Origin of the sequence: Vibrio sp. 10N.286.55.E10 (assembly GCF_002872555.1) — a bacterium.
GTDB classification, from domain to species: domain Bacteria; phylum Pseudomonadota; class Gammaproteobacteria; order Enterobacterales; family Vibrionaceae; genus Vibrio; species Vibrio crassostreae.
Genome location: NZ_MCSD01000046.1, coordinates 1 through 22023 on the forward strand (window position 1 = coordinate 1; position 22023 = coordinate 22023).

At 43.6% G+C, this 22023-nt stretch carries 30 protein-coding genes; 5 read left to right on the plus strand and 25 right to left on the minus strand.

From position 1 onward, the window contains the following. Positions 1-305 precede the first annotated feature (305 nt). From artM to artP, 4 genes are all read right to left on the minus strand, one after another. Positions 306-974, minus strand: coding sequence for an arginine ABC transporter permease ArtM (gene artM / locus BCV39_RS18730; RefSeq protein ID WP_102431859.1), 669 nt, complete (start codon positions 972-974; stop codon positions 306-308). Continuing rightward, the gene (artQ, locus tag BCV39_RS18735) at positions 971-1657 is read right to left on the minus strand and encodes an arginine ABC transporter permease ArtQ (protein ID WP_017061822.1); all 687 of its coding nucleotides are present in this window, start codon (positions 1655-1657) and stop codon (positions 971-973) included. The genes artM and artQ overlap by 4 nt, the downstream gene beginning before the upstream one ends. A gap of 3 nt (positions 1658-1660) precedes the next feature. Then, positions 1661-2392, minus strand: coding sequence for a lysine/arginine/ornithine ABC transporter substrate-binding protein (locus tag BCV39_RS18740; protein WP_102431858.1), 732 nt, complete (start codon positions 2390-2392; stop codon positions 1661-1663). Positions 2393-2512: 120 nt separating this feature from the next. After that, entirely contained in the window at positions 2513-3241 is a 729-nt protein-coding gene (gene artP, locus BCV39_RS18745; protein ID WP_048658777.1) for an arginine ABC transporter ATP-binding protein ArtP, read from the minus strand. A 597-nt stretch (positions 3242-3838) separates the two neighbouring features. Between artP and BCV39_RS18750 the strand changes: the two genes are divergently transcribed. Together BCV39_RS18750 and BCV39_RS18755 are read left to right on the plus strand one after the other, a co-directional pair. Then, positions 3839-5662, plus strand: coding sequence for an ABC transporter ATP-binding protein/permease (locus BCV39_RS18750; RefSeq protein WP_102431857.1), 1824 nt, complete (start codon positions 3839-3841; stop codon positions 5660-5662). 180 nt (positions 5663-5842) lie between these two features. After that, entirely contained in the window at positions 5843-6307 is a 465-nt protein-coding gene (locus tag BCV39_RS18755; protein ID WP_048664989.1) for an acyl-CoA thioesterase, read from the plus strand. A gap of 131 nt (positions 6308-6438) precedes the next feature. Here BCV39_RS18755 and BCV39_RS18760 read toward each other — a convergent pair whose 3' ends face one another. Further along, positions 6439-8694: a peptidase U32 family protein gene (locus tag BCV39_RS18760; RefSeq protein WP_102431856.1), complete on the minus strand. Its 2256-nt coding sequence runs from the start codon at positions 8692-8694 to the stop codon at positions 6439-6441. A 104-nt stretch (positions 8695-8798) separates the two neighbouring features. Between BCV39_RS18760 and BCV39_RS18765 the strand changes: the two genes are divergently transcribed. Further along, the gene (locus BCV39_RS18765; protein WP_102431855.1) at positions 8799-9461 is read left to right on the plus strand and encodes a glutathione S-transferase; all 663 of its coding nucleotides are present in this window, start codon (positions 8799-8801) and stop codon (positions 9459-9461) included. A gap of 179 nt (positions 9462-9640) precedes the next feature. On the opposite strand, the gene BCV39_RS18770 is transcribed toward BCV39_RS18765, so the two are convergent. From BCV39_RS18770 to BCV39_RS18780, 3 genes are read right to left on the minus strand one after another with little or no spacing between them, the layout of a single operon-like run. Next, positions 9641-10090, minus strand: coding sequence for a GyrI-like domain-containing protein (locus BCV39_RS18770; protein ID WP_102431854.1), 450 nt, complete (start codon positions 10088-10090; stop codon positions 9641-9643). 60 nt (positions 10091-10150) lie between these two features. Continuing rightward, on the minus strand, positions 10151-10384 hold the full coding sequence (locus BCV39_RS18775; protein WP_102266822.1) for a hypothetical protein: 234 nt from the start codon (positions 10382-10384) through the stop codon (positions 10151-10153). Between the two features lie 8 nt (positions 10385-10392). Beyond that, positions 10393-10644: a Rho-binding antiterminator gene (locus tag BCV39_RS18780; RefSeq protein WP_048658678.1), complete on the minus strand. Its 252-nt coding sequence runs from the start codon at positions 10642-10644 to the stop codon at positions 10393-10395. 205 nt (positions 10645-10849) lie between these two features. Between BCV39_RS18780 and BCV39_RS18785 the strand changes: the two genes are divergently transcribed. Then, complete coding sequence (locus BCV39_RS18785) at positions 10850-11215, plus strand: cytochrome c (RefSeq protein WP_102431853.1); 366 nt, start codon at positions 10850-10852, stop codon at positions 11213-11215. A 78-nt stretch (positions 11216-11293) separates the two neighbouring features. Here BCV39_RS18785 and catB read toward each other — a convergent pair whose 3' ends face one another. The 4 genes from catB to BCV39_RS18805 all read right to left on the minus strand — a co-directional run bounded on the left by catB (position 11294) and on the right by BCV39_RS18805 (position 13992). Beyond that, complete coding sequence (gene catB / locus BCV39_RS18790) at positions 11294-11920, minus strand: type B chloramphenicol O-acetyltransferase (protein WP_102431852.1); 627 nt, start codon at positions 11918-11920, stop codon at positions 11294-11296. A 105-nt stretch (positions 11921-12025) separates the two neighbouring features. Continuing rightward, positions 12026-12757 carry an SDR family oxidoreductase gene (locus BCV39_RS18795; RefSeq protein ID WP_102431851.1) on the minus strand — a complete coding sequence of 244 codons (732 nt, stop codon included), beginning with the start codon at positions 12755-12757 and terminating at the stop codon, positions 12026-12028. Between the two features lie 89 nt (positions 12758-12846). Next, positions 12847-13239, minus strand: a complete 393-nt coding sequence (locus BCV39_RS18800) for a nuclear transport factor 2 family protein (protein WP_102431850.1) — start codon at positions 13237-13239, stop codon at positions 12847-12849. 36 nt (positions 13240-13275) lie between these two features. Beyond that, positions 13276-13992: an HAD family hydrolase gene (locus BCV39_RS18805; RefSeq protein ID WP_102431849.1), complete on the minus strand. Its 717-nt coding sequence runs from the start codon at positions 13990-13992 to the stop codon at positions 13276-13278. Between the two features lie 255 nt (positions 13993-14247). Here BCV39_RS18805 and BCV39_RS18810 point away from each other — a divergent pair, with 255 nt between their 5' ends. After that, positions 14248-14580 (plus strand): PBPRA1643 family SWIM/SEC-C metal-binding motif protein, encoded by a 333-nt coding sequence (locus BCV39_RS18810; RefSeq protein ID WP_048658672.1) that lies wholly within the window; start codon positions 14248-14250, stop codon positions 14578-14580. 96 nt (positions 14581-14676) lie between these two features. Here the strand turns inward: BCV39_RS18810 and BCV39_RS23400 are convergent, their stop codons facing one another. From BCV39_RS23400 to BCV39_RS18875, 13 genes are all read right to left on the minus strand, one after another. Beyond that, the gene (locus BCV39_RS23400) at positions 14677-14901 is read right to left on the minus strand and encodes a hypothetical protein (protein ID WP_048658671.1); all 225 of its coding nucleotides are present in this window, start codon (positions 14899-14901) and stop codon (positions 14677-14679) included. A 134-nt stretch (positions 14902-15035) separates the two neighbouring features. After that, entirely contained in the window at positions 15036-15548 is a 513-nt protein-coding gene (locus BCV39_RS18820; protein ID WP_102431848.1) for an adenylate kinase, read from the minus strand. 261 nt (positions 15549-15809) lie between these two features. Continuing rightward, the gene (locus BCV39_RS18825) at positions 15810-16274 is read right to left on the minus strand and encodes a DUF302 domain-containing protein (RefSeq protein ID WP_102431847.1); all 465 of its coding nucleotides are present in this window, start codon (positions 16272-16274) and stop codon (positions 15810-15812) included. A gap of 151 nt (positions 16275-16425) precedes the next feature. After that, entirely contained in the window at positions 16426-17430 is a 1005-nt protein-coding gene (locus tag BCV39_RS18830) for a S66 peptidase family protein (RefSeq protein ID WP_102431846.1), read from the minus strand. Between the two features lie 103 nt (positions 17431-17533). Beyond that, positions 17534-17791, minus strand: a complete 258-nt coding sequence (locus BCV39_RS18835; protein WP_102431845.1) for a hypothetical protein — start codon at positions 17789-17791, stop codon at positions 17534-17536. 161 nt (positions 17792-17952) lie between these two features. Continuing rightward, complete coding sequence (locus BCV39_RS18840; RefSeq protein WP_102431844.1) at positions 17953-18345, minus strand: hypothetical protein; 393 nt, start codon at positions 18343-18345, stop codon at positions 17953-17955. Positions 18346-18412: 67 nt separating this feature from the next. Then, the gene (locus tag BCV39_RS18845; protein WP_008217743.1) at positions 18413-18826 is read right to left on the minus strand and encodes a GNAT family N-acetyltransferase; all 414 of its coding nucleotides are present in this window, start codon (positions 18824-18826) and stop codon (positions 18413-18415) included. Positions 18827-18994: 168 nt separating this feature from the next. Beyond that, complete coding sequence (locus BCV39_RS18850; protein WP_102431843.1) at positions 18995-19576, minus strand: HD domain-containing protein; 582 nt, start codon at positions 19574-19576, stop codon at positions 18995-18997. Positions 19577-19620: 44 nt separating this feature from the next. Further along, positions 19621-20037 carry a VOC family protein gene (locus BCV39_RS18855; RefSeq protein ID WP_102431842.1) on the minus strand — a complete coding sequence of 139 codons (417 nt, stop codon included), beginning with the start codon at positions 20035-20037 and terminating at the stop codon, positions 19621-19623. Positions 20038-20130: 93 nt separating this feature from the next. Further along, positions 20131-20475, minus strand: a complete 345-nt coding sequence (locus BCV39_RS18860) for a hydroxylase (protein ID WP_102431841.1) — start codon at positions 20473-20475, stop codon at positions 20131-20133. A gap of 46 nt (positions 20476-20521) precedes the next feature. After that, a complete protein-coding gene (locus BCV39_RS18865) occupies positions 20522-20995 on the minus strand; it encodes a GNAT family N-acetyltransferase (RefSeq protein WP_102431840.1) in 474 nt (157 codons plus the stop codon). A gap of 10 nt (positions 20996-21005) precedes the next feature. After that, positions 21006-21398, minus strand: coding sequence for a VOC family protein (locus tag BCV39_RS18870; protein WP_102431839.1), 393 nt, complete (start codon positions 21396-21398; stop codon positions 21006-21008). Between the two features lie 27 nt (positions 21399-21425). After that, positions 21426-21965 (minus strand): GNAT family N-acetyltransferase, encoded by a 540-nt coding sequence (locus tag BCV39_RS18875; RefSeq protein WP_102431838.1) that lies wholly within the window; start codon positions 21963-21965, stop codon positions 21426-21428. Positions 21966-22023: the final 58 nt, after the last annotated feature.

The following is a 22023-nucleotide window of genomic DNA, read 5'->3' on the forward strand; positions in this document are numbered from 1 at the left end:
CGGCTTAGTTCAACAGCTATTAGACCGAAAAATTCTGCATTTAAATATAGAATCTTTCTATCTAGTTTCATATGCACGGCAATGTACCACGATTAATCACAGCATTTCAGTGACTTAAAACATAGATAAACCCATTGAATGACAAAATGCAGAATATTCCCATATAGTATGAATTTCGTAAAAACCCCGAATGGCTGGATATAAAAACAGTACTCGTGTACGTACCCCAAAAACAAAAAAGCCTGCCATTTATGAGAACATAAATGGCAGGCTTTATACGTTAGTTAAGCTTGTGAGTAGCTAGCTTACGCGGCTTCGAATGCGAGGGCTTTTTTCTCTACCTGACGGAAGATCAGCGTTAGTATGCCGTTCACTGCTAAGTAAAATGCGCCAGCAATGCCGAACACGGTGAGCGTGTCGTAGGTTTGGCCGTTGATACGCTGAGCGTAGCCCATCAAATCCATGATGGTGATGGTGCTTGCCAGTGACGTACCTTTGAAGACTAGAATCACTTCGTTCGAATAAGCTGGAACAGCACGGCGCAAAGCGTATGGCAGTAACACTTTAAGCGTTGCGATTTTGTCCATGCCTAGCGCGCGACATGCTTCCCACTGCCCTGCTGGAATCGCGTTGAACGCACCTCTGAACAGTAGCGTGCTGTATGCGGCGGTGTTCAAAGCTAATGCTAGCATCGCACAGAACCAAGGCTGGCTTAACCAAGCCCACATGAAGCTTTCACGAATCCAATCGAACTGACCCGGGCCGTAATACACCAAGAAGATCTGCACCAATAATGGTGTGCCAGTGAACAGCGTGATGATGCCGCGAGTGAACCAGTGAATGGCTGGTATTCTTAGGATTAGCGTAACCGTCATCAGCAATGACAAGATACAACCAACAAGCAGTGAAGCGCCTGTGAGTTGAATACTGGTCGCTAAGCCTTCAAGCATTTGAGAGAGGTATTGTTGATTCATGCCATTGCCCCTTTGTTACCCAAACCTTGAATAGAGAACTTACCATCAATCACTTTTACTAGTCTTTGTGTGATTAAAGTGATGACCAAGTAGATTGCTGCTGCTGTCGCGTACCAAGTAAATGCTTCGTGCGTTGCCGCTGATGTTAGTTGTGCTTGTTTCAGCAAATCTGTTACACCAATCAGCGAAACTAACGCTGTGTCTTTCAATAACACTAACCATTGGTTGGTTAATCCTGGCAGTGCGTGTCTTACCGCTTGAGGTAACACAATACGAAAGAATGCACGAGACTGAGAAATACCAAGCGCGCTTGCTGCTTCTCTCTGCCCTTTGCTTACTGCTTTCAAAGCACCACGCAAGGTTTGCGAAGCGTAAGAAGCAAAAATAAGTGACAGTGCAACAACACCAGATAAGAACGGGCTCACTTCTATGAAATCGCCAGTGATCATGAACAGAACTTGTGTCGAACCAAAGTAGATAAACAGTACGACCAGAATTTCTGGTAAACCACGAACAATCGTCACAAATGCAGTCGTTGGCCATTTGATTGCGATACGACGAGACATCTCACCACTTGCAAACAAAACTGCTAGAACCAATCCAACCAATAGGCTTACGAACGCAAGCTGAACAGTCATCCAGCTTGCTTCGACGAGCCCTAAAGAGTAACCCGTTAATTCCATAAATTACTTACCGAAGTACTTGTTGAAGATCTTGTCGTATTCGCCGTTCGCTTTCACTGCTGCCAGTGCAACGTTAAGCTGGTCTACAAGCTCTTGGTTGCTCTTGTTTACTGCGATACCAAAGCCGTTACCGAAGTACTCTTGGTTTGTTACTTGGCCGCCAACGTACGTTAGGTTGTCTTCTTTCTTGAACCATTCAGCTACAACAGCTGTGTCACCGAATACAGAATCGATACGACCGTTCTTCATGTCGATGAATGCATCTTGGTAGCTTGAGTAAGGTACTGCTGTTACGCCAGTCATTTGCTCAAGTAGGTAGCTCTGGTGAGTCGAACCATTTTGAACACCAACACGCTTGCCTTCTAGAGCGGCTTGGTCTGCTACTTTGCCTTCGAAAGAGATGAATGCTGCAGAGTTATCGTAGTAAGCGTTAGAGAAGTTTACTTGTTGAAGACGCGCTTCAGTGATGTCCATTGCTGAGATAGCGGCATCGTAACGTTTGAATTTAAGTGCAGGGATCAAGCTATCGAACGCTTGGTTGTGGAAAGTACATGTCGCTTTCATCTCTTCACAAAGTGCGTTTGCTAGATCTACATCAAAACCTTGGATTTGGTTGTTCTCATCCATGTATTCGAATGGTGCGTAAGTTGCTTCCATTGCGAATTTGATTTCTTCTTGAGCTGCTGCGTTGAAAGAAGCAAGGCCGATAAGTGAAGCTAGTAGAATCTTTTTCATTTTGTTACTCCGAATACTGTGTAATAGCGGCCTGTGGCCATTCTTATAATTTGATTGTTTTAATTGATGTTGTGTTTAGCTAAATCTAGTGAGTCAACTTTCTTTTAATAACTGACTTACTTAATGAGTAAGATACTCAGCAAACTCTGGAGTCTGCGGGTTAATAAATGCGTCGTTGGTACCGTGTTCCACGATGTAACCCTTCTCAAGGTAAAGAACATGGCTTGCAATCTTCTTGGCGAAATCAACTTCGTGAGTCACAACAACCTGAGTGATCCCAGTGCCGCTTAGCTCTTTGATGATACTAACAACTTGGTTGGTGATCTCTGGGTCGAGTGCTGCCGTTGGTTCGTCGAACAGCAATACATCTGGCTTCATCATAAGAGCACGAGCAATCGCAACACGTTGTTGCTGACCACCAGACAGTTGAAGTGGCCAAGCGTCTGCTTTGTCAGCAAGTTGAAGTGTCTTTAGTACTTCTTGAGCTTGCTTAATCGCTTCTTGCTTATCCAAACCCGCCACTTTGGTTGGTGCTTCAATCAAGTTCTCCATCACCGTCATGTGTGGCCATAAGTTGTATTGCTGGAACACCATGCCGACTTTACGACGAAGTTTAAGCCCTTGCTTCTCTTGGATTTGGCTTGAAAAGTCGAATTGCTCGTTCGCAATGTCTAACTCGCCGTTGTCCGCGATTTCTAGCAGGTTCAATACACGCAGTAATGAACTCTTGCCCGCGCCGCTTGGGCCAAGCAATACCAAGGTTTCGCCACTCTCACAGTCGAAACTGATGTCGTGAAGAACTTGGGTATCACCGTATGATTTGTTGATGCTCTTTACTTGAATACTCATGCCACAATACTGCATTAATTGTCATTTGTTGGTTATTCTATTCAATCCGAGGTTTTATGCAAGAAAAATGTATAAAAAACTACTTTGTTGAATTTTTGTAACAAACATTGCACAAAAAACAGTCGCTATAACTGGTCTTACAACCAAAAATTGCAAGTCATTGATAAAGTTAATATCGAGACAAAAAGCAATCGTTTCGCTATCAATTTATAAATCATCGTTCGATTGGTAACTTATGAGTGCACTCTCCTATAAACGCCAATTTACTTGCATAAAAATTAGGGGTAAATCCCCTGCTTTGGTATCGAGCTGACTGAATCAGAATGCTTAGTTTTCCTTTCAGGTCGTTTCGAATTATTCATTTAGAGGTGAGGAAATATTGGAAATTGAGTTTCCTAGGGAGCGTCACAGCGCAATAAATGCTTTAATGGGTTCTATTCTCAATAGCAATTACTTCCCAGCGAACAACGCGCAGTACAGGCAATAAGTCATAAACCATAAGCAATAAGTAATAAGTAATAAGTAATAAGTAATAAACCATAAGCAATAAGTAATAAGCCATCTATTTTTAAAGCGACAACACATTAAGGCAGTCATATGCAAAACGATGTCTCTTCTACGCTCGACTCAAACCAGCGACAGACTCAAAAGAATCCCGATGCCAAACCTGAGAAAAAAAGCCTCAGTATTTTGTTTGAGCTCAGTAAATTCATTAAGCCTTATAAAGGTCGTGTTATTGCAGCGTTGATCGCGTTGATCTTCACGGCAAGCTTAACCCTTTCCGTCGGACACGGTATTCGTCTTCTCATCGACCAAGGTTTCAGCCAACAATCACTCTCAGATTTAGGCAGCGCGATTCAATTCATCATGGTCGTGGTCGTGTTAATCTCGATTGGTACTTTCTTCCGCTTCTATTTGGTTTCTTCTGTTGGGGAACGTGTGAGTGCGGACATTCGCTTATCGGTTTTCAATCATGTCGTGACGCTGCATCCGAGTTACTTCGAAACCAATGGCAGTGGCGACATCATGTCGCGCATCACAACGGACACCACTCTGCTTCAAAGCATCATTGGTTCATCTTTCTCTATGGCGATGCGCAGCGCGTTGATGTGTGTTGGTGCAATCATCATGCTGTTTGCTACCAATATTAAGCTGACGTTGATTGTATTGGCCTCGGTGCCGTTTATCTTGATTCCTATTCTTGTCTACGGGCGTCGTGTAAGAGCCCTATCTCGCCAAAGCCAAGATTCAATGTCTGATGTGGGTTCTTATGCAGGTGAAGCGATTGAACACATTAAAACTGTGCAAAGCTACAGCAGAGAAGAGCAAGAGAAATCGTCATTCGCGGTAGAAGTTGAAAAGGCTTATGAGATTGGTCGCCAGCGAGTAAAACAACGCGCGATTCTTATCTCTGGCGTTATCGTGATTGTATTTAGTGCTATTGCAGGCATGCTTTGGGTTGGCGGCAGTGATGTCATCAACGGCACTATGTCAGCAGGTGATTTAGCCGCGTTTGTGTTCTACGCAATCATGGTTGCTTCGTCATTAGGTACGATCTCTGAAGTGATGGGCGAACTGCAACGTGCGGCAGGTGCGACCGAGCGATTAATCGAGATCCTACAAGTTGAAAGCCATATTGTTGCACCAGTTGCGAATCCAACTTCGCTTGCTAACGTAACGCCAGAAGTCGCATTTGATGATGTGACCTTCTGTTACCCATCAAGACCGGACCAGCCCGCAACAAGCAACCTCACGCTCACTGCCCATGAAGGCAAAGTATTGGCATTGGTTGGCCCATCTGGCGCAGGTAAAACCACCCTATTCGAGCTGCTGCAACGTTTCTACGACCCACAAGTGGGTAAAGTGACGTTAGGCGGCGTTGAACTAAATCAGTTTGATCCTAACGAGCTAAGAAAGCAGATGGCATTGGTGCCGCAGCAACCTGCTCTGTTCAGTAATGATGTGTTCCATAACATTCGCTACGGCAACCCGCAGGCAACAGACGAGCAAGTTATCGAAGCGGCTAAGAAAGCACACGCGCACGAGTTTATTCAGAACCTACCAGATGGCTACAACAGCTTTCTTGGTGAGCGTGGTGTAAGGCTTTCTGGTGGACAGAGACAGCGTATTGCTATCGCTCGTGCCATCTTGAAAGATCCGAATATTCTATTGTTGGATGAAGCAACCAGTGCACTAGACAGTGAAAGTGAGCATCACGTACAACAAGCGTTAGAAGAGTTAATGCGTGGCAGAACGACGATCATTATCGCCCATCGATTATCAACAATTAAACACGCCGACCAGATTGCGGTGCTCGATAAAGGACAGCTAGTAGACATCGGCGACCACCAGTCTCTCATCAATAGCTGCGAATTGTACCAACGCTTGGTTGAGCTGCAATTCAAACACCTTAGTGCCTAACCATTGCGTGCAGGTGTAACTAAGTGACTGACATTGTGTGGTTTCGAGCTTCAAAAACTTGAATCACACGTGTTGCAGTTTTGTTAATTTGGCGGTAGGGTTTTTATTCCAATAACAACTTATCCCGATGAAGGGTAAGTCGATAACGTTAATTACACAGATAAGCATAAGAGAGTTCGCATGGAAGCACTATTATCTGACTACCCGGTAGTAACAGAAATCCCTGTCGCTTGGGGAGAAATGGACGCACTCAATCACGTTAACAACGCCGTATATTTTCGCTATTTCGAAACCGCTCGCTTAGATTTTTTCAAACACGTCGAGCTAATGGAAGAGATGGCGATTACCAAAGTTGGTCCTGTTCTAGGTGACACTTACTGTAAGTATTTCCGCCCAGTCACGTATCCAGATACCTTGATGGTTGGCTCACGTGTTACCGACATTCAAGATGACCGGTTCACTATGGAATACGCGATTGTCAGTAAGGCTCAGCAGAAACTGACGACCATCGGCACCGCAACTATCGTGATGTTTGATTTTGCTTCAAACCAAAAAGCCCTGCTCTCGTTACGCTTAACCAATGAAATCGAAAAGATGAACACGTTGAAAAGCCCATGCTTCAAACAAGAAGCCGTGACAGAATAACGTATTCGCTGATTGAGAAAGACTCAGAAAGTTTCAGACATTAAAAAGGCCACTCGATTGAGTGGCCTTGTGTTTATTGGTTCAAAGTGTTTATAAGCAGTTACACGTTTAAGCGTTATAAACCTTGAACCCTATAGACCTTGGACGTATTGAGCGTTAGTTCTAACTTCAACCATCTGCTCTAGGTTCTGTTGTGAACCTTCAACGCCGTTAAGTAGCGCTTCGAAATGCTTGATAAGCTCGACTTTATCTTTCACTTCTTTAGAACCTGCACCGATGTTGGTTAGGTCAATGAAGAACTCGTCGAACAGACCAGAGAAATCTGTCACTGCGTCATGGTTCAAGAACTGCTCGTGGTTGTAAATGCTTGGGTAGCCACCCTTCTGTTTATCAACCGCGAAAGAGATGCCTTTCACGTTGGTAATCGTGGTTGCTTTCTCACACTTCAACATACAACCCGCTTCAATACTTGGCTTGTTACAACCCACTGTTCTTTGGAAGAAACACTGACGGCTAGTCATCATCAAGATTGGGTGGTAAATGCTGTAGAACAGTTTGAAGTTCTCTGGGCGACGAATATGACGAATCTGACCTTTGTTGATCTCGTTCGAAATGAATGCGCCAGCACAGTTAAGCTCTTCTTTCAAAGTAACCAGTGCGTGAGAGTTGGTTGTGTTCATGAACGGGCCTGCAACCCACTCAATTCCCATCTCATAAGCTTTGTAAGCAATACCCGTGTTGTTAGTCACGATGCGAGCTGGCTTGATCTCTTCTAGAATACGAACCGCTTCGTCGTAATCTTTACCGATCAATACCGCTGGGAACCAAGGAATCAAACGTGGGTTTGCTGCCAAGATGTCGATGTATTTGTTACAACGCTTCTTGAAGCTTTCTGGCAGTTTGAAGTAAACATCCGCGTCAGTCACATCACATAGGTGTAAGTCTTCAACGTCAGCGATAAGCATCGACATAGTCGGCTTCTCGTTCACTTTAGGGTGTTGAGGCAGTGCAGACACTTCAACGTGCTTAATCACTTCCACAGAACCGTTCAGAATGAAGTCGATCTCGTCTTTCAGATCCGAAACCTCTTTAAGAGGAATCAGCAAGCCCGCATCCACTTCACTGAAGTCGTGGCTCTCTAGTGTGTGAACCGCACTCTTCACGTTTTTGAATCGCTTCTCAAGTAGCTCTTGAGTAATAGCCTTCTCTTCAACCGCTTTCAATAGCGATTTAGATTGAAGGGTAAAGTTCTCTTTTGGCGTGTTCACAGTCACCGTAAATGGTTGACCCACTTTTGCACTGAACGACAGGGCTACTGGTGTCTTACGAATATCAAGGAACTCGATCTTGTCACGCATTTCGTTACCAAGAACGTCTTTCGCTTGGTGAAGTTCGTTGGTCACTTCTTGAATTTGTACTACTGAGATTTCGTTGTTCTGCTCCGTCGCTTTCTCAACAGCGTAGTTCATGCTGTTGTCGCGCGGGTTATCGATGAACATGTCTTTCGTTAGGTTGCCCTTTAGGAAAGAGTTGGTGAAATCACGGTTGAATACTTTGTGCAGGTTCGAATCGTCTTCGATCAACAAACCACTTTCTACAAAGCTATCAATCTGTTTACGCCATGTGTCTACCACGGTGTAAACGTAGTGTGCGCCTTTAATACGGCCTTCTACTTTCAGTGAGTCGACTTTCGCGTCAACCAATTCAGGTAGGTCGTAGTATGCTGAGTTATCTTTCAGGTTGAGTGGGAACTTGTTGCCTGCATTGGTGATTTCGTATTCATCACGACACGCTTGGCTGCAACGACCACGGTTACCTGAGTTACCCACACTTACTGAGCTTGAGTAACATTGACCAGAGAATGCGATACACAGAGCGCCGTGTACGAACACTTCGGTTAGTACATCGTGATCGTGTGCCACTTCCGTCAGCATCTTGATTTCAGGCAGGTTCAACTCACGAGACAAGTTAACGCGCGTCGCGCCAATCTTAGACAAGAACTTAATCTGGCCTTCGTTGTGCGTAGTTAACTGAGTCGACGCGTGAACGTCTAACGATGGGAAATGCTTCTTAACCAGGTTGAATAAACCCAAGTCTTGAACAATGATGCCATCGACTTTGGTGTTCACAAGCTGGTTCAGCAGTTTGGTGATGCTCTTAGTCTCGTGCTCCAGTAGCACAACGTTAAGAGTCAGGAACACTTCACAGCCGTATTCATGAGCAAGGCGAATCACACCATTCAATTCGTCTAACGATAGGTTAGAGGCTCTGTTACGAGCGTTGAATGTGTCTAAACCACAATAAACTGCATTAGCACCCGCTACGATGGCGGCTTTTATCGCTTCTACATCGCCACCTGGGGCTAATAACTCAATTTTTCTGCTCATTTTTGAAGTCGCTCACTTACTTATAATTTTTAAGCCGCGTATTCTACCCACATCACGATCTCTTTACCACCGTACAACACTTTTCAAACTAAATGACCTCAATAATGCCGAACGAATCCGATCTACCTATCCTTTATTCTTTGCGCCGTTGCCCTTATGCAATGCGCGGACGAATGGGCATCGCACTATCACAGCAAAAAGTGTTACTTCGAGAAATCATTACCAAAGACAAGCCTAGCGAACTATTAGCCAGTTCGCCAAAAGGGACAGTACCGGTATTGGTGTTACCCAACGGACAAGTCATTGAACAAAGCTTGGATGTGATGAACTGGGCACTTCAACAGAACGATCCTCAAGATCTTCTGCGTTCAAGTGAGCCAATACTTAGCGAACAAGTGCAGCAACTCATTAAAACCAACGATGAAGAATTTATTAGCTATTTAGAAAAGTATCGTGCATCGGTTCGTTACCGAAACATCGATGTTGAACAACGCCGACAAGCCTGCGAAACCTTCATTAGTCAGCTGGAAGCGCGACTCACCGATCAGCCCTACTTTTTTGGAGAAACCCCAAGCTTGGCCGATTTTGCGGTGATGCCTTTTGTCAGCCAGTTTGTGCGAGTCGAAAAGAAGTGGTTTGTGAAATCGGAATATCAAAACGTAGGACGTTGGTTAAGAGCGCATCTCGAAAGTAAGCTCTACACCCAAGTGATGAAGCAATACCCTTTGTGGAATGAAACCAAGCACGATTGTCTTTTTGGTGGATAATGGTAATTCAAGGATAGAGAAAGCGTAGTAATCAAGGTAAGTACGTGACACTGTATCTTCTTTGTAATGAGCAGATATTCAAAGGCTTAACTGGGTTTCCGTTGTCTCTTTACCGGTAACTACTGTCTCTTAACTAGCGACCACAGTCTAAGCTAAGCCTTTTGTTCATTTTAAACCAATCACTTAATCGCAATCGAAATCTCGACTTCAGTTTCACCTTTGTAGAATTCGAAATCTGTTGTGTAAGCTCGAACATGTGGGCAGTCTGCTGCGTTGAAATACGCCCACACTTCACCCCATAGGTCGATCACAGCTTGCGGTAATTCACCCTCAGCAGAAAACGTTAAGTACTTGCCTGCTTCGATATTGGTTTCAACTAGATTATCTAAACTATTATCGGTAAGCGCATTGGTACACGCGATAACATCAAACTCGCCCGTAAAATCTGACTCGTAGTTGGTGTAAACGCCGTATACCTTTGAGTCTGGGGTCAGCTTAGGAAAAGCTTGTTCGAAAAAGCCTTGCCACAATTGCCCAATTTGCGCCTTAGCCGGATCAACCTCATCGGTATTGTTGGTTCTTACCGAAAAACCATATGCTTTTATCGCTTCTAATATTTGTTCTTTCACTCTTCTATTTCCTAAGCCATTTTCTTAAACCAGAAGGTTCAGTACGCGTTGAATCGAATTCTAATCTTGAATCTCTTTGTGTCCGCACTTTTCACACACAACATGACGAGAAAACTCATCCATAGAGGCGATAAAAGGCCCCAAAAACCACCCTTTAATTACGCCTGCGATAAATTCATGTCGCTTTTGGTTTGGCTTGCCTGCAAATGCACTTTCCTTTCTAACCAAAACAACAACGTGTTGCGTGCGTTCACGACAAGATGTGCAGTAGCCTTGTTCTATTGAATTATTCATATGTCACCCTATGACGTTTTGAAAGATATTTGCTTAAAATGAGGGTTGTCGACACACACTTCTAATTCGATAATTTCAGTCAACACAACAAGTTGTTCTCGACCTTCAACACTTAGCTTGATGCACTCTTCTCGGTCTTGGTTACGCTTAGTATCTAAAGCAACACCTTCAACCCATTCACCAGAATTCAAAGTCAGCTTAATTGGGTACCGGTGCATACACACAATTTCAATATAATCGTAATCACTGCAACTAATCATAATGCCTCCCATTCATCCATCACGCTAATGCGGCACGCTGTACTATGCAAACTGTTTATAATCAATCATTTACCTAGATCACATTGCTTACCTTTAATCACATAAGCGAATTTAAGTTAAGTTTAGTCTCGCTGTAGTCATTCACGTTTCTTTTACTCACGCTTATTTATTCTTGCACCGTTAAATAACAATCGAGAATAAAACAATGAAATACATCAACCAGTTACACGTGTTAGCTTTGTTGGGTTTAGTCGCTTCAATGATGGCGTTTAGTGCGAGTGCTGCCTCAGAAGTCGATGCGAGCCACTTCGCCAACGGCAAGACAAAATATCGACAGCTTTGTCAGGTGTGTCATGGCGACAAAGGTCACGGAGACGGGCCTACAGCCGCTTCATTGCCACACAAGCCCGCTAACATCGCTAATAAATTGAGCGGCTTTTTTACCAGTCCAAGTTCTTTGGCGGATGACATTTTAGAAGGCGATGTAGAGCAAGGCATGCCAGCGTGGCAAGGTGTGATCACAAAGCAAGATGCTCTGGATATTCTGACGTACGTAGAAGCAATTCAGTAAGTTTTCACTTGTTTGAGTATTCTTGTATAAACATCATGTGGGAATATATTTTCACGCGAAGCTATATCGGGAAGGCGACTACTTGAGCGCCTTCCAGTATTGGTAAAGTCCGCCGATATCTGAAGAACACATCAGCGACATTGCACCTTTGATTTGCTCTTCGCTCCATTCCCACCATTTCATTTCTAGTAGCTGTGTAATTTCCGCTTCGCTAAAGCGGTATCGAATGTGGCGTGCTGGGTTCGAACCGACAATCGAGTATGGTGCAACGTCTTTAGTCACAACCGCTCGACTTGCAATGATAGCCCCATCACCGACCTTAACACCGCTCATAATCATGGCCTCTGTGCCAATCCACACATCGTTACCAATCACAGTGTCGCCTGAGCGTTCAAAGCCGTCTATCGCACCTTCAAACTTCTCATCCTCTTGATAGAAAAACGGGAATGTACTCACCCACTGGTTTTGATGCCCTTGGTTGCCCGCCATCATGAACACGGCACCAGAGCCAATCGAGCAATAACTGCCGATGATTAACTTATCGATGTCTGTTCTATCAGGTAAAAGATATCGCGCACAATCATCAAAGCTGTGGTTGTGGTAATAACCTGAGTAATAGCTGTGTTCGCCCACAATGATGTTTGGGTTAGTCAATTGTTCTTTGAGTGACTTGCCAACAAACGGGCTTTCAAAATAGTTTTTCATGTTTGTACTCTTAGTTTCGTTCTTTTAGTTAGGTACTTTTGTTGCGTGGTTCTTCACAAGCGTTTTTTAGAGCCTACGTTCTCTTAATTTTAGAGCCCCTAAGCCCTATCGACCGCCCGCAATATCAATAAATGAGCCAGTGACATATGAAGCTTCATCTGATAACAACCAAGCGATAGAGTTCGCGACTTCTTCTGGTGTGCCACCTCGTTGTAACGGTAGCTGCGAAGCTAGTCTGTCTACGCGATCAGGCTCTCCGCCGTCTGCGTGCATCTCAGTATAAATACAACCTGGCCTTACGCCATTCACTCGGATGTTACGCGCTGCAAGCTCAAGTGATAGTCCTTTGGTCAGTGAATCCATCGCACCTTTCGATGCTGCGTAATCCACATACTCAAACGGTGCGCCTGTGCGAGAAGCGGCAGACGATACATTCACAATCGACCCTGCACCATCGGCTTGTTTGATAAAGGCTTTACTGCATAAGAAACAGCTTGAGACATTCGATTTCATGACCTTTTCAAAGCGATCAATCTCGATGTCTTCTAGTGCAGATTGGGTAAATAAGATGCCAGCGTTATTGACCAAGTGGGTAATTGGCCCAAGCTTATGACGGGCAATTTCGAACAGGGACTTTACGTCAGATTCTACCGACACATCGGCACGCACACAGATAGCAGTACCGCCCTGATCGCGTATCTCATTCACCAGTTCATCAGCTCTTGATTCATTGTGTATGAAATTGACACACACCGCATAGCCTTGTTTTGCTAATAGCTTCGATGTAGCGGCACCAATGCCTCGGCTTCCGCCTGTAACGATTACGATCTTGTTCATGAAATCTCCTAACTAGCTGACTTTTATTTATCTGATTGTTGTTATGCACATACTCTATTGTGAGCTTCGTGTTATTGCATTTGGCCTTGTTACTTAAGTGATTTAGGGCTCGCTATCTGAACCCACTTTGCACGCCACGCTTGTGCAGCAAAGCCATCTGGCCAAAACTCAGTTTGCTTTTGGATTAAACCATCAACAACCGTGTGAAAGGTAATCACGCGATCGTTTAATACGCTGTCCGTCACTGATACATCGGTCACGACGGTATCACCTTCGCAAACAATCGAGTTCAGCTCAAACTTCCAAATCCCATTCGCTGGGTATTCAGAGTTGATCGCTGTGAAGTTATCACGCCCTACCGTCAATTCAGACGACTGAGGCCAATAACCTTGAAAATCTTCCGCTAGCCATTCGGCCGCTTTGGCAAAGTCGTTGGTGCGCATTGCATCCCAAAAACCTAATACCACGTCTTTTGATGTCATTATTCTTCCTTAAATTATCAAGTCCGTTAAAAGCGATTAAGCATATTTACCAATGATCGTTAAAAGATCATCGACATTATTAGCAATGTAATCGGGTTTGGTTTGCCAGTTTTCGGGTTCAGAGCGGCTATAACCCGCTGCTACCGCAATGACTTTTGCTTTATCGCCAAGTGCAGCTTCGATATTGCGTGCAAACTGTGTGTCCGCTTCATGATCGCCGATATACATCAAACAGAGTTCATCGGTTTGCGCTTTATCAAAGATATTTTTAACACACTTGATACCACCGAATGGATGCGGTTTTTGGTTGCCATTTGATACGTCGTCATAACCGACAACCGATTTAAACAAATCACCAATGCCATAACTGTCGAGTACACCACGAATATTCAATTGAGAGTTTTGAGAGCAAATACCATGAGGAAGATGGGCGAACTGGCTAATCACCACTTCCATTCCATCAAACAGCGCGACTGGCGTTTGATTTTTCTCTTGATGCTCGGCCCACATTCCACCCGCTATCAACATTTCGTCATGTGATAACCCGTAATAATCGACATATAAGGCTTGCCAGTTTTTAGCGCCGTGGTTGGCTTCATGATAAAGCGCTTCACTCAACAAGTATTTGGGTAAATTATCACCTGACAAGTGTGGAGCAACCGCAGAGATTATATCTTTGGTAATCGCGATATTTTTGGGAACAGAATTGACTAAGGTTCCATCATAATCCCATAGAATGGCATCTAATTTCATACACTATCTCTTTGTTTAAATTAACAATTTGAATTTATCATTCAAAAGCGTATTAAGGGAAATCTTATTGTCTTGAATTTCAAAATTTATCTAATCAGAGCAAAGCTAGATAACAATCCGTTGCTCGCGAGCAAAAACCAAACAGCCTTTACTCACATCACTGCTTTATCAATTGCAATATATGCGTATAATCCCCGCTCCATTGCGCTATCGCCATTAAAAATAGCGCCTTTCAACATTTTTAATGAGTACCCAATGTCGAAACTATTTTTCAAAGGCCGTATCGAAACAAGACAGAACCACGTTCTTGCAGGCTACAACGTAAACCGCGATGTGAAAGCGGGTACTGAAGAATCTCCAATTGCTGTAATGGTTCAAACTGACGCACGTAAAGCAGAAGTCGAAGCACTAGCTGCTGAAAATACTATCTTCGTTACCGTTACAGTAAACGCGGACAAAGAAGAGAACACCATCGAGCTTGATACTCTACTAAACAAGCCAAAAACGATGACGTTTGAAAAGACCCCTAACCGTAATGATCCATGCTCTTGCGGTAGCGGTAAGAAATACAAGAAGTGTTGCGCATAAGGCTTCTCACTAAAACTACCAATAGCGCGATGAATTAAGTAATACCTAACGGGAAGATCATTGAAGTCTTCCCGTTTTTATTTGTATAAGCCAAACTCAATCTAAGTTGTCTGGTGTACGTAAATTGGTTCCACACTTTGTACATTTATAGTCACCGTTTCCGCCACTTGAAGATAGCGACGATAAAATCATTCCAAGCAACCCTGGCTTCTTTTCATGTTGTGGCGCTTTTTCGGCTTGGTTACTGAACATAGTGTACTTGTGGAGTGTCAGTTCCTTACAGTTACAGCAGAACGCTCTCGTCTTCTCACTTCCATACATAATATCTATCGCCTTAATTCAAAGCACAAACCACATATATGACAAATATGCCACACGTTGAATTAAATCTAAACATATTCATGAAGTTATGAGCAAACCAAAACGTTGAAAGCAACGCGCGGCATTAATGACCATTACACGTGTCGATGAACAAAGTTATTCAATTCACTCACGCTTCTGATTATGTGAACCTCTTTCACTTTTGCGTGAAATTCTAATCGCGCTCTAAAGTCATCATTCCAAAATTTTGGGCAGAGTTTTAGTGTCTTATAACTTTGTATCGTACCTTTTATAACTGAACTTCCATCAGGCCAGCCTTCAGGTTTAACGAACATCCCTTTTAGCATTCGCTTTGTGACGAACCAGTAACTAATGGGATAAGAAAGGTCGATATAAACCAAAGTATCAGCGGCATCTAAACGTGCGTTGAATGAACCTAATGGGCCAAATCCATCAATGATCCAGCTTTCTGACTTAAGTATACTCTCATGGGCCTGCTCGAATACTTCACGTTCAACAAACTCTCCACTGGCCTTATAAACAATAGAGTCCAACTGGTGAAGCTCTATACCTGTAGCTAGCGCTAACGCTTTGCTGACTGTGGACTTTCCACTCCCAGGCTTGCCAAAAACCGCGATCTTTTTCATATGACTTCCTCTCTATTCAGATAAAACCCATAAGACAGATACAAAAAACCCACCTTACGGGTGGGTTCGATAAACAAAACGCATCAACAATCCCACCATTCCTATGGAATGATGATAATTCGTTGGTTAGATGGCGCTAAATTCAGTTTCATAAAACTACTTTTATATATTGTTGCTTAATTGTCAACACAATGACTAATGAGCGATATCATCGTCATATCGCACCCACTAATAGTCTTAATGAGTGCTTATTGGTCTTGGTTATTTAGCTTTCTTTTTCGCCACTGCCGCTTCCGATAGCTTGCTTAATACGCCCGATATTTTCTTAACTAACTCGTCACAGCCATTGATCGCGTGACGTTCTACCAAGTAATTAGGATCGTTGTAAGATAACCATACTTTCTTACTAGAATCTTCAGTGACTAACACCTTCTGCGGTAAATCTATCGCGACTTCTTGAGCACATTGCATTAATGGTGTCCCTACTTTCGGGTTACCAAAGATGATGACTTCCGTTGGTCTCAATTCAAGATCGACCTTACTCGCGTTTTTCTGATGGTCGATTCTCGCAAACAAGGTCAAACCTTTGCTCTTGGCGATTTCTTCAAAGCGGTCAGCAGTCTCTTTCACTGAGTAATTACTTTGGTATTTAATCAAACCATCAGAAGCCGCAGCTGAAAATGATGCCGAGAGTAAAATGGCGCATAGTGGTAGTAATTTTTTCATCGTCACCTCTGAGATTTAACCTAATCAAACTTACATTCATAGCGCCACCTCTAAAATCAGCGACGTAACCCATGTCAGTATAGACGCGTTTCCATTCTCAGTTTGCAGAGAGGATCACTTTTCTAATGCGTCTTATTATCATCAGTTTAGGTTAACTCGACGCTAACCATTGGCTTTGAAGCTTGAATGTTTGGTCATTAAAATCAATAGTACCTTGCACACCTAGTGGCGTGACTAGCATAGGATGAGTGTGGCAACTGTCGAAGCCATATAGGATCGGGACATTATTACCATTCAGTACTTCAACAAGTACATCGAGTGGTGTTCGCCCTGTCCCTTTGTCATCAAACAGTTCATGTTTGCCGAGTACAATAGCGCCTACTTTATCGAATACTCCGCAAGCCAATAAGTGTGCGAATGAACGCTCGACCGCTTCAATGCCTTTTAGTGAATCTTCAATAAGAAGAATGTCGCCAGACTGAATTTCTGGCATGTATTCACTGCCCCAAATCCCCGCCATCGTACTCAAGTTGCCACCAATCACGCGACCGCTGACTTGACCTCTTCCCATGAAGTGCCATTCGTTATTGTAAACTGGCTTTGCAGAGTTTTGAGTTTCCCAATCGTATTTAATGTCCGTCCAACTCTCAGGCATCGTGTACTGATGTTGGCTCGAATCCGAACATAAGATGTCAGTAAACGATTGGAAGGTTTCGTCGACTAACGGTGGGAGCTCACCAAATGACGCGACGAGTGCCGGGCCATAGAAAGTCACCAATCCGGTTTTAGCGTAGATGCCTAACAGTAATGCTGTGGCATCTGAATAGCCGACGATGATCTTAGGGTTGTTTCTAAGGGCATCATAATCGATGTATGGCAACAGTGAATTGCTGTTGTTACCACCAATGGTCGACATAATGCAGCGCACGTCAGGATCTCGAATGAGCTGATTGAGTTCTTCAGCTCGCGCTTGAATGGAACCAGAACGATACCCTTCTGACTCTCCAGTTAACGAACCTTCAACTAGAATGAAGCCCTGCTTTTCCAAATAACGTTTAGCACGAGCAAATCGATTAGGTGCAAAGACAGTTGCGGGCGATGACGGTGAGAAAAATCCGATTTTGTCACCGATATTTAAAGCTTTTGGGTATATCACTCGTTTGTCCTCCATAACAAAAAGGAAACTGCAGAATGAGCCTTTTTAGCTGAAGTTTTAGATGCTAAAAATTAGGTGTCGAATGAAACCAAATCCAATAATATCAATGCCATGACTTGGTGCCGCACTTCTCACACAGATATTGATATTCTTGGTCTATGAAAAAGCCAGGCGTGTCTTTGTCGTCTTTAAAGAGCAGGTTTACGATATACTCCACCAACATCCCTATTTTCCACTGCCTTGCTTCTGATTCCGCTTGCTCCTTTTGCTCCTCAACAGAGCTGCTCATAGCAAGGTGTGGAGTCATTGAGTTACAGTTTTCACAGTAGTATGGGTGTTTAATGTACTTACTATCAATCATTTATATAAACCAATACGCATTTATAAAGTTGATTGCATAGTAACAATCTAACGTTGGATTATCTAACTTATTATATTGATCGGCGTCTCATGTATGTAGTTACGCTGCACAATGCAACGATAATGCCATGGCTAATGTGTCAACTTGCTAAAGAAGGTTAACTATAAATCGAGCTTCTTAACGGTGACGGAGTATGTCCACACATCAGTCTCGCCATCACCAAAACTCATACTCGCTTCACCACCCTCATGCTTGAGCACAAAATCTGGCATCTCACTGTAGCTTGATCCACTATCATTAGTGCATGACATCGTGGCCGATAGAAGAATCGTATCGTCGTCATGTTGAGAGAGCGTTCCAGTATACGAACACTCATCAACGCTCGTGGTAAGCGTCTGGCCAAGGTAATCAAACTTAACCGATGGAAAGTCGCGCTTTAGGGATTGCTCTTCAACTGCAACGGTCATTTCATAACTACTGCTTGGTAATTCACTGTCAGCGAATACACTGCTTGATAGGCCAAGCAGCGATAACGCCAAGATTCTATTTTTCATTAATTGATGTGTTCCTTTTAAACTTGAGGCTCTTTGCATAACGCCATGGTAGAGCCACGAGTTTTTATTACATACGCTTGGGTGGAAACTTCTTTGTCATGCCTTGGCTAGAAGGAGATACAAGCTTATAACCGAGTTTCTCATAAAACACCGGTTCATCAGCAATCATGGAAACATACGACCCTTCCAGTGCAACAGAAGATAGGTAATTGTCGATGTATTCCATCACTTTTCTGCCCAAGCCCTGCCCTTGATAAATTGGATCGACGGCGACATCAACCACTTCAAAATTACACGCACCATCGCCAACGACACGCCCCATCGCAATGAGTTGATCACCATCTCGAATAGAAATGCCGTATAAACTATTTGGTAAAGCGATTGTGGCTGCTTTCAGTGACTTCGGTGATAATTTTGCTTTCACCCGCATCTCACAAAACTCGGCTGGATTTGGGACTTTTTCTTCGTATTTGAACGCCATTTTTACTGCTCCTTTTGATGAGCAGTGAGAATACACACGATAACTGTATAAATAAACAGTATCTCAGTATTTTGATGAGAATGTCACAATCGAAAGGCCATATAGGAACCCAAAAGGCGGGGGTGATGTCATTCCTTGTCCATCACCCTTGGCAAGCTAAATTTGAATTTACTTCAATAATCCTCGGTCGGCAGCCGCTTCAAGTTGAACTTCTAGTTCGCTCCACAGTGCCTTGCTGCCTTTAGAAATACGGTCACCGTTAAATGTCAGTACCTTATCTTTGGATATATTGTGCTTCCTCCAGCTATGACCGCCACCATGGATGTTATGAAGTAAAGGGGGAACTCTATCGATCGCTTTACCGAACCTTGCTTCCGGTGACTCACCCGCTTCAAATTCTAGCCATAACTCCAAATATTCGGATCTTAGATGGCTCGGCAATGACTCAAGTAAACGCTCGACACAGTTTCTCTCTTTAAGTTTGTTTTCTTCTGTTTCACTGGCATAGATGATCGTGTCACCTGCATCGATTTCACCGAGATCGTGTATCAGCAACATCTTCATCACTCGGGTTATATCGATCTCTTCATTCGCATAGTCTTTCAACATCAGAGCACTCAAACAGACATGCCAGCTATGCTCAGCGGAGTTTTCATAGCGATCCAGACCAACTGGCTTCGTTTGTCTATGAACATCCTTCAACTTTTCCACTTCAGCCATGAATTCCAAAATGCCTTTGATTTCTTCCACGATACGCTCCTTAACTTGAATTGATGTTTTAGTGATGCACAGGCTTATCGATTCGCCATTGGGTGATCTGGATTTAATTGCAGAAGATCCCATAGGTTTCCATAAAGGTCTTCGAATACCGCTACTGTGCCGTAGCCTTGCTCTTTCGGCTCTCGAACGAATTTGATTCCAAGAGACACCATACGTTCATAGTCACGCCAAAAATCATCAGTATTTAGGAATAGGAATACACGTCCACCAGCTTGATTACCGATAAAATCCAGTTGCTCGGGCTTGGATGCTCTCGCCAATAGTAGGCTTACACCGTGTGAATTAGGTGGAGCAACAACAACCCAACGCTTATCTTCTTCTGGTAAGTAGGTATCTTCGATAAGTTCAAACTTGAGTTTGTTTACGTAGAAATCTAGGGCTTCATCGTAGTCTTTTACGACAAGTGCAATATGGACAATATTCTGTTTCATAACATACCTTGTTGAGGGGATAGGATGTAATTGACATGTTCCCTCCTTAGAACAAATGCCGCTTTATATTTTACCTTTTGGTAAAAAGGCCAGCTACAGCTGCCAAAAACCGAGCTCAACACCACTTTGAATGACAATGGCACACATTCCGTGACGTGGTAACTCCATTGGTGGAACGGCAACTTCAGCACCCAACTTTTCAGCTGCGTTTACTGCGGCTTCAATGTCTTTCACCAACGTGTAATGGCGAACGACTGGCTCCTCAGTTTCACGGAGTGGTCCCCTCACACCAATCACTCCACCATTAGAGAGCTTAGCGGTACGAGCACCACCTAAGTTCACATCCACATCACTAAACTTCACATCGTAGATCTGCGCGTAAGTTGCACAAACCGTATCTACTTCAGAGGTAACAATTTCAAGATATTGAACTTTCATGGCCTTTCCTTTGATTCCCAGTTGCCTTTTGATAAACAGATTTAAGTTAAGCGTCAATGGCTCCGCGCATAATGAACTGTGGGCCAGCGGCACCGCCTAAGTACTGTTCATTGGTATCTTCAAAACCACCTTTAACATAGCAGTTATAAGCTGCGGGATTTTTACAATTAACCGTTAAGTAAATCCAATCATACCCTTCGTAATTGGCTGCTAGATACGGAAATAGAGCTTTCACCGCGCCAGTACCTAGCCCCTTTCCTTGTTGGTTGTTATCAAGCGCAAACGCCCTTAAGCCGATACTACCTTCAGGGCAAAATTTGTAGCCAGCTGGGTAAGCAACATCCAGCTTAAAGAAGCCCACCACCTCACTGCCATCTTTGATAATATGTAGATGCGTGGTCTCGCTGCCGTCTAATAGAAAGTCCGCTGCTGTTCCTGCGAATTTAACCTGCTCATCTGCGAGCTGAATTTCGTTAACTTGCTCAATATGAGCATCATTAAGCCTTTCGATAGTGATCATTGTTATTCCTTTATTCGCTATCTAGTCGTGTCTCATTACAAGCGATATTTTTACGAATGCCTCGTAAACCAATCAGATTTCCAAAAGGGTCCTCGACTTGGCACATCGTTAATCCGCCCTCGATCTCCATTGGACCTCTGTATAACTGAGCCCCAATTAACTGAAAATGCAAAAGTGACTTGTCAAAATCCTCTGTAGACCAATAAAGGACTGTTCCCTTTTTGCCAGAGCCAACTTTCTCATCCGCTTGTACAATCTCAATAGAAAAACCATTGATATCTAGAGTTGTAAAGTCAGAAGACGGATGATAGGTCGCGACAGACTCAGGAAAGGCCGCTTGATACCAACTGAGCCCCTGCTCTACGTTTGGGACATAAATCAGAATTGCTATTGGTCTGCTCAAGTTAGTCTCCTGATTGACTTGGATCTTTTACCCTTTCGTCTCCAACGTCATTGTTAGTTCAGACACCGACTGACCATCAATTCGATAGTAGTCTTCCATTTCGCCGACAACCGTAAACCCTGTTCTCAAATAAAGATTTTTAGCCGGAAGGTTGTTTGACAACACGTTGAGGTCTAGCCAATCAATCGCTTCGTTCTCTCGGCAGTATTGAGTCGCCACATTCATTAGCTTGGAGCCTAAGCCTTGCTTTCTCACGCTGCTGTCGACACCCATACCAAGTAACACACGGTGAGAGCAGTAATTGCCATTATGATAGCGCAAGTCGATATGGCCACGAATAGCACCATTCGAATCTTTAGCTAACCAAATTTTTCGCCAGCCGTTCGCTCCAAACTCAAACTTAAACCCATCAGAAAAGCGAGCCTTGTGTGCTTCCGACATTTTACAATCGGACTTTGATACTGGTTGGAATAGCGGTGTTTCTTCTAATGCGATTTCTGACAACTGTGTATCCAGATACACGAACAGACTCTCTAAGTCAGAGTGTTTTGCTTCTACTATTTTCATTACTACTCCTATTCCAACTTCGCCTTAAATGGCTGAAATATTTTATCGCGTTACTCAT

Bases quoted from the DNA above. Each gene is read 5' to 3' on its own strand.
- artM (WP_102431859.1), bottom strand. From the start codon at position 974: ATGAATCAACAATACCTCTCTCAAATGCTTGAAGGCTTAGCGACCAGT.
- artQ (WP_017061822.1), bottom strand. From the start codon at position 1,657: ATGGAATTAACGGGTTACTCTTTAGGGCTCGTCGAAGCAAGCTGGATG.
- BCV39_RS18740 (WP_102431858.1), bottom strand. From the start codon at position 2,392: ATGAAAAAGATTCTACTAGCTTCACTTATCGGCCTTGCTTCTTTCAAC.
- artP (WP_048658777.1), bottom strand. From the start codon at position 3,241: ATGAGTATTCAAGTAAAGAGCATCAACAAATCATACGGTGATACCCAA.
- BCV39_RS18750 (WP_102431857.1), top strand. From the start codon at position 3,839: ATGCAAAACGATGTCTCTTCTACGCTCGACTCAAACCAGCGACAGACT.
- BCV39_RS18755 (WP_048664989.1), top strand. From the start codon at position 5,843: ATGGAAGCACTATTATCTGACTACCCGGTAGTAACAGAAATCCCTGTC.
- BCV39_RS18760 (WP_102431856.1), bottom strand. From the start codon at position 8,694: ATGAGCAGAAAAATTGAGTTATTAGCCCCAGGTGGCGATGTAGAAGCG.
- BCV39_RS18765 (WP_102431855.1), top strand. From the start codon at position 8,799: ATGCCGAACGAATCCGATCTACCTATCCTTTATTCTTTGCGCCGTTGC.
- BCV39_RS18775 (WP_102266822.1), bottom strand. From the start codon at position 10,384: ATGAATAATTCAATAGAACAAGGCTACTGCACATCTTGTCGTGAACGC.
- BCV39_RS18780 (WP_048658678.1), bottom strand. From the start codon at position 10,644: ATGATTAGTTGCAGTGATTACGATTATATTGAAATTGTGTGTATGCAC.
- BCV39_RS18785 (WP_102431853.1), top strand. From the start codon at position 10,850: ATGAAATACATCAACCAGTTACACGTGTTAGCTTTGTTGGGTTTAGTC.
- catB (WP_102431852.1), bottom strand. From the start codon at position 11,920: ATGAAAAACTATTTTGAAAGCCCGTTTGTTGGCAAGTCACTCAAAGAA.
- BCV39_RS18795 (WP_102431851.1), bottom strand. From the start codon at position 12,757: ATGAACAAGATCGTAATCGTTACAGGCGGAAGCCGAGGCATTGGTGCC.
- BCV39_RS18800 (WP_102431850.1), bottom strand. From the start codon at position 13,239: ATGACATCAAAAGACGTGGTATTAGGTTTTTGGGATGCAATGCGCACC.
- BCV39_RS18805 (WP_102431849.1), bottom strand. From the start codon at position 13,992: ATGAAATTAGATGCCATTCTATGGGATTATGATGGAACCTTAGTCAAT.
- BCV39_RS18810 (WP_048658672.1), top strand. From the start codon at position 14,248: ATGTCGAAACTATTTTTCAAAGGCCGTATCGAAACAAGACAGAACCAC.
- BCV39_RS23400 (WP_048658671.1), bottom strand. From the start codon at position 14,901: ATGTATGGAAGTGAGAAGACGAGAGCGTTCTGCTGTAACTGTAAGGAA.
- BCV39_RS18820 (WP_102431848.1), bottom strand. From the start codon at position 15,548: ATGAAAAAGATCGCGGTTTTTGGCAAGCCTGGGAGTGGAAAGTCCACA.
- BCV39_RS18825 (WP_102431847.1), bottom strand. From the start codon at position 16,274: ATGAAAAAATTACTACCACTATGCGCCATTTTACTCTCGGCATCATTT.
- BCV39_RS18835 (WP_102431845.1), bottom strand. From the start codon at position 17,791: ATGATTGATAGTAAGTACATTAAACACCCATACTACTGTGAAAACTGT.
- BCV39_RS18840 (WP_102431844.1), bottom strand. From the start codon at position 18,345: ATGAAAAATAGAATCTTGGCGTTATCGCTGCTTGGCCTATCAAGCAGT.
- BCV39_RS18845 (WP_008217743.1), bottom strand. From the start codon at position 18,826: ATGGCGTTCAAATACGAAGAAAAAGTCCCAAATCCAGCCGAGTTTTGT.
- BCV39_RS18855 (WP_102431842.1), bottom strand. From the start codon at position 20,037: ATGAAACAGAATATTGTCCATATTGCACTTGTCGTAAAAGACTACGAT.
- BCV39_RS18860 (WP_102431841.1), bottom strand. From the start codon at position 20,475: ATGAAAGTTCAATATCTTGAAATTGTTACCTCTGAAGTAGATACGGTT.
- BCV39_RS18865 (WP_102431840.1), bottom strand. From the start codon at position 20,995: ATGATCACTATCGAAAGGCTTAATGATGCTCATATTGAGCAAGTTAAC.
- BCV39_RS18875 (WP_102431838.1), bottom strand. From the start codon at position 21,965: ATGAAAATAGTAGAAGCAAAACACTCTGACTTAGAGAGTCTGTTCGTG.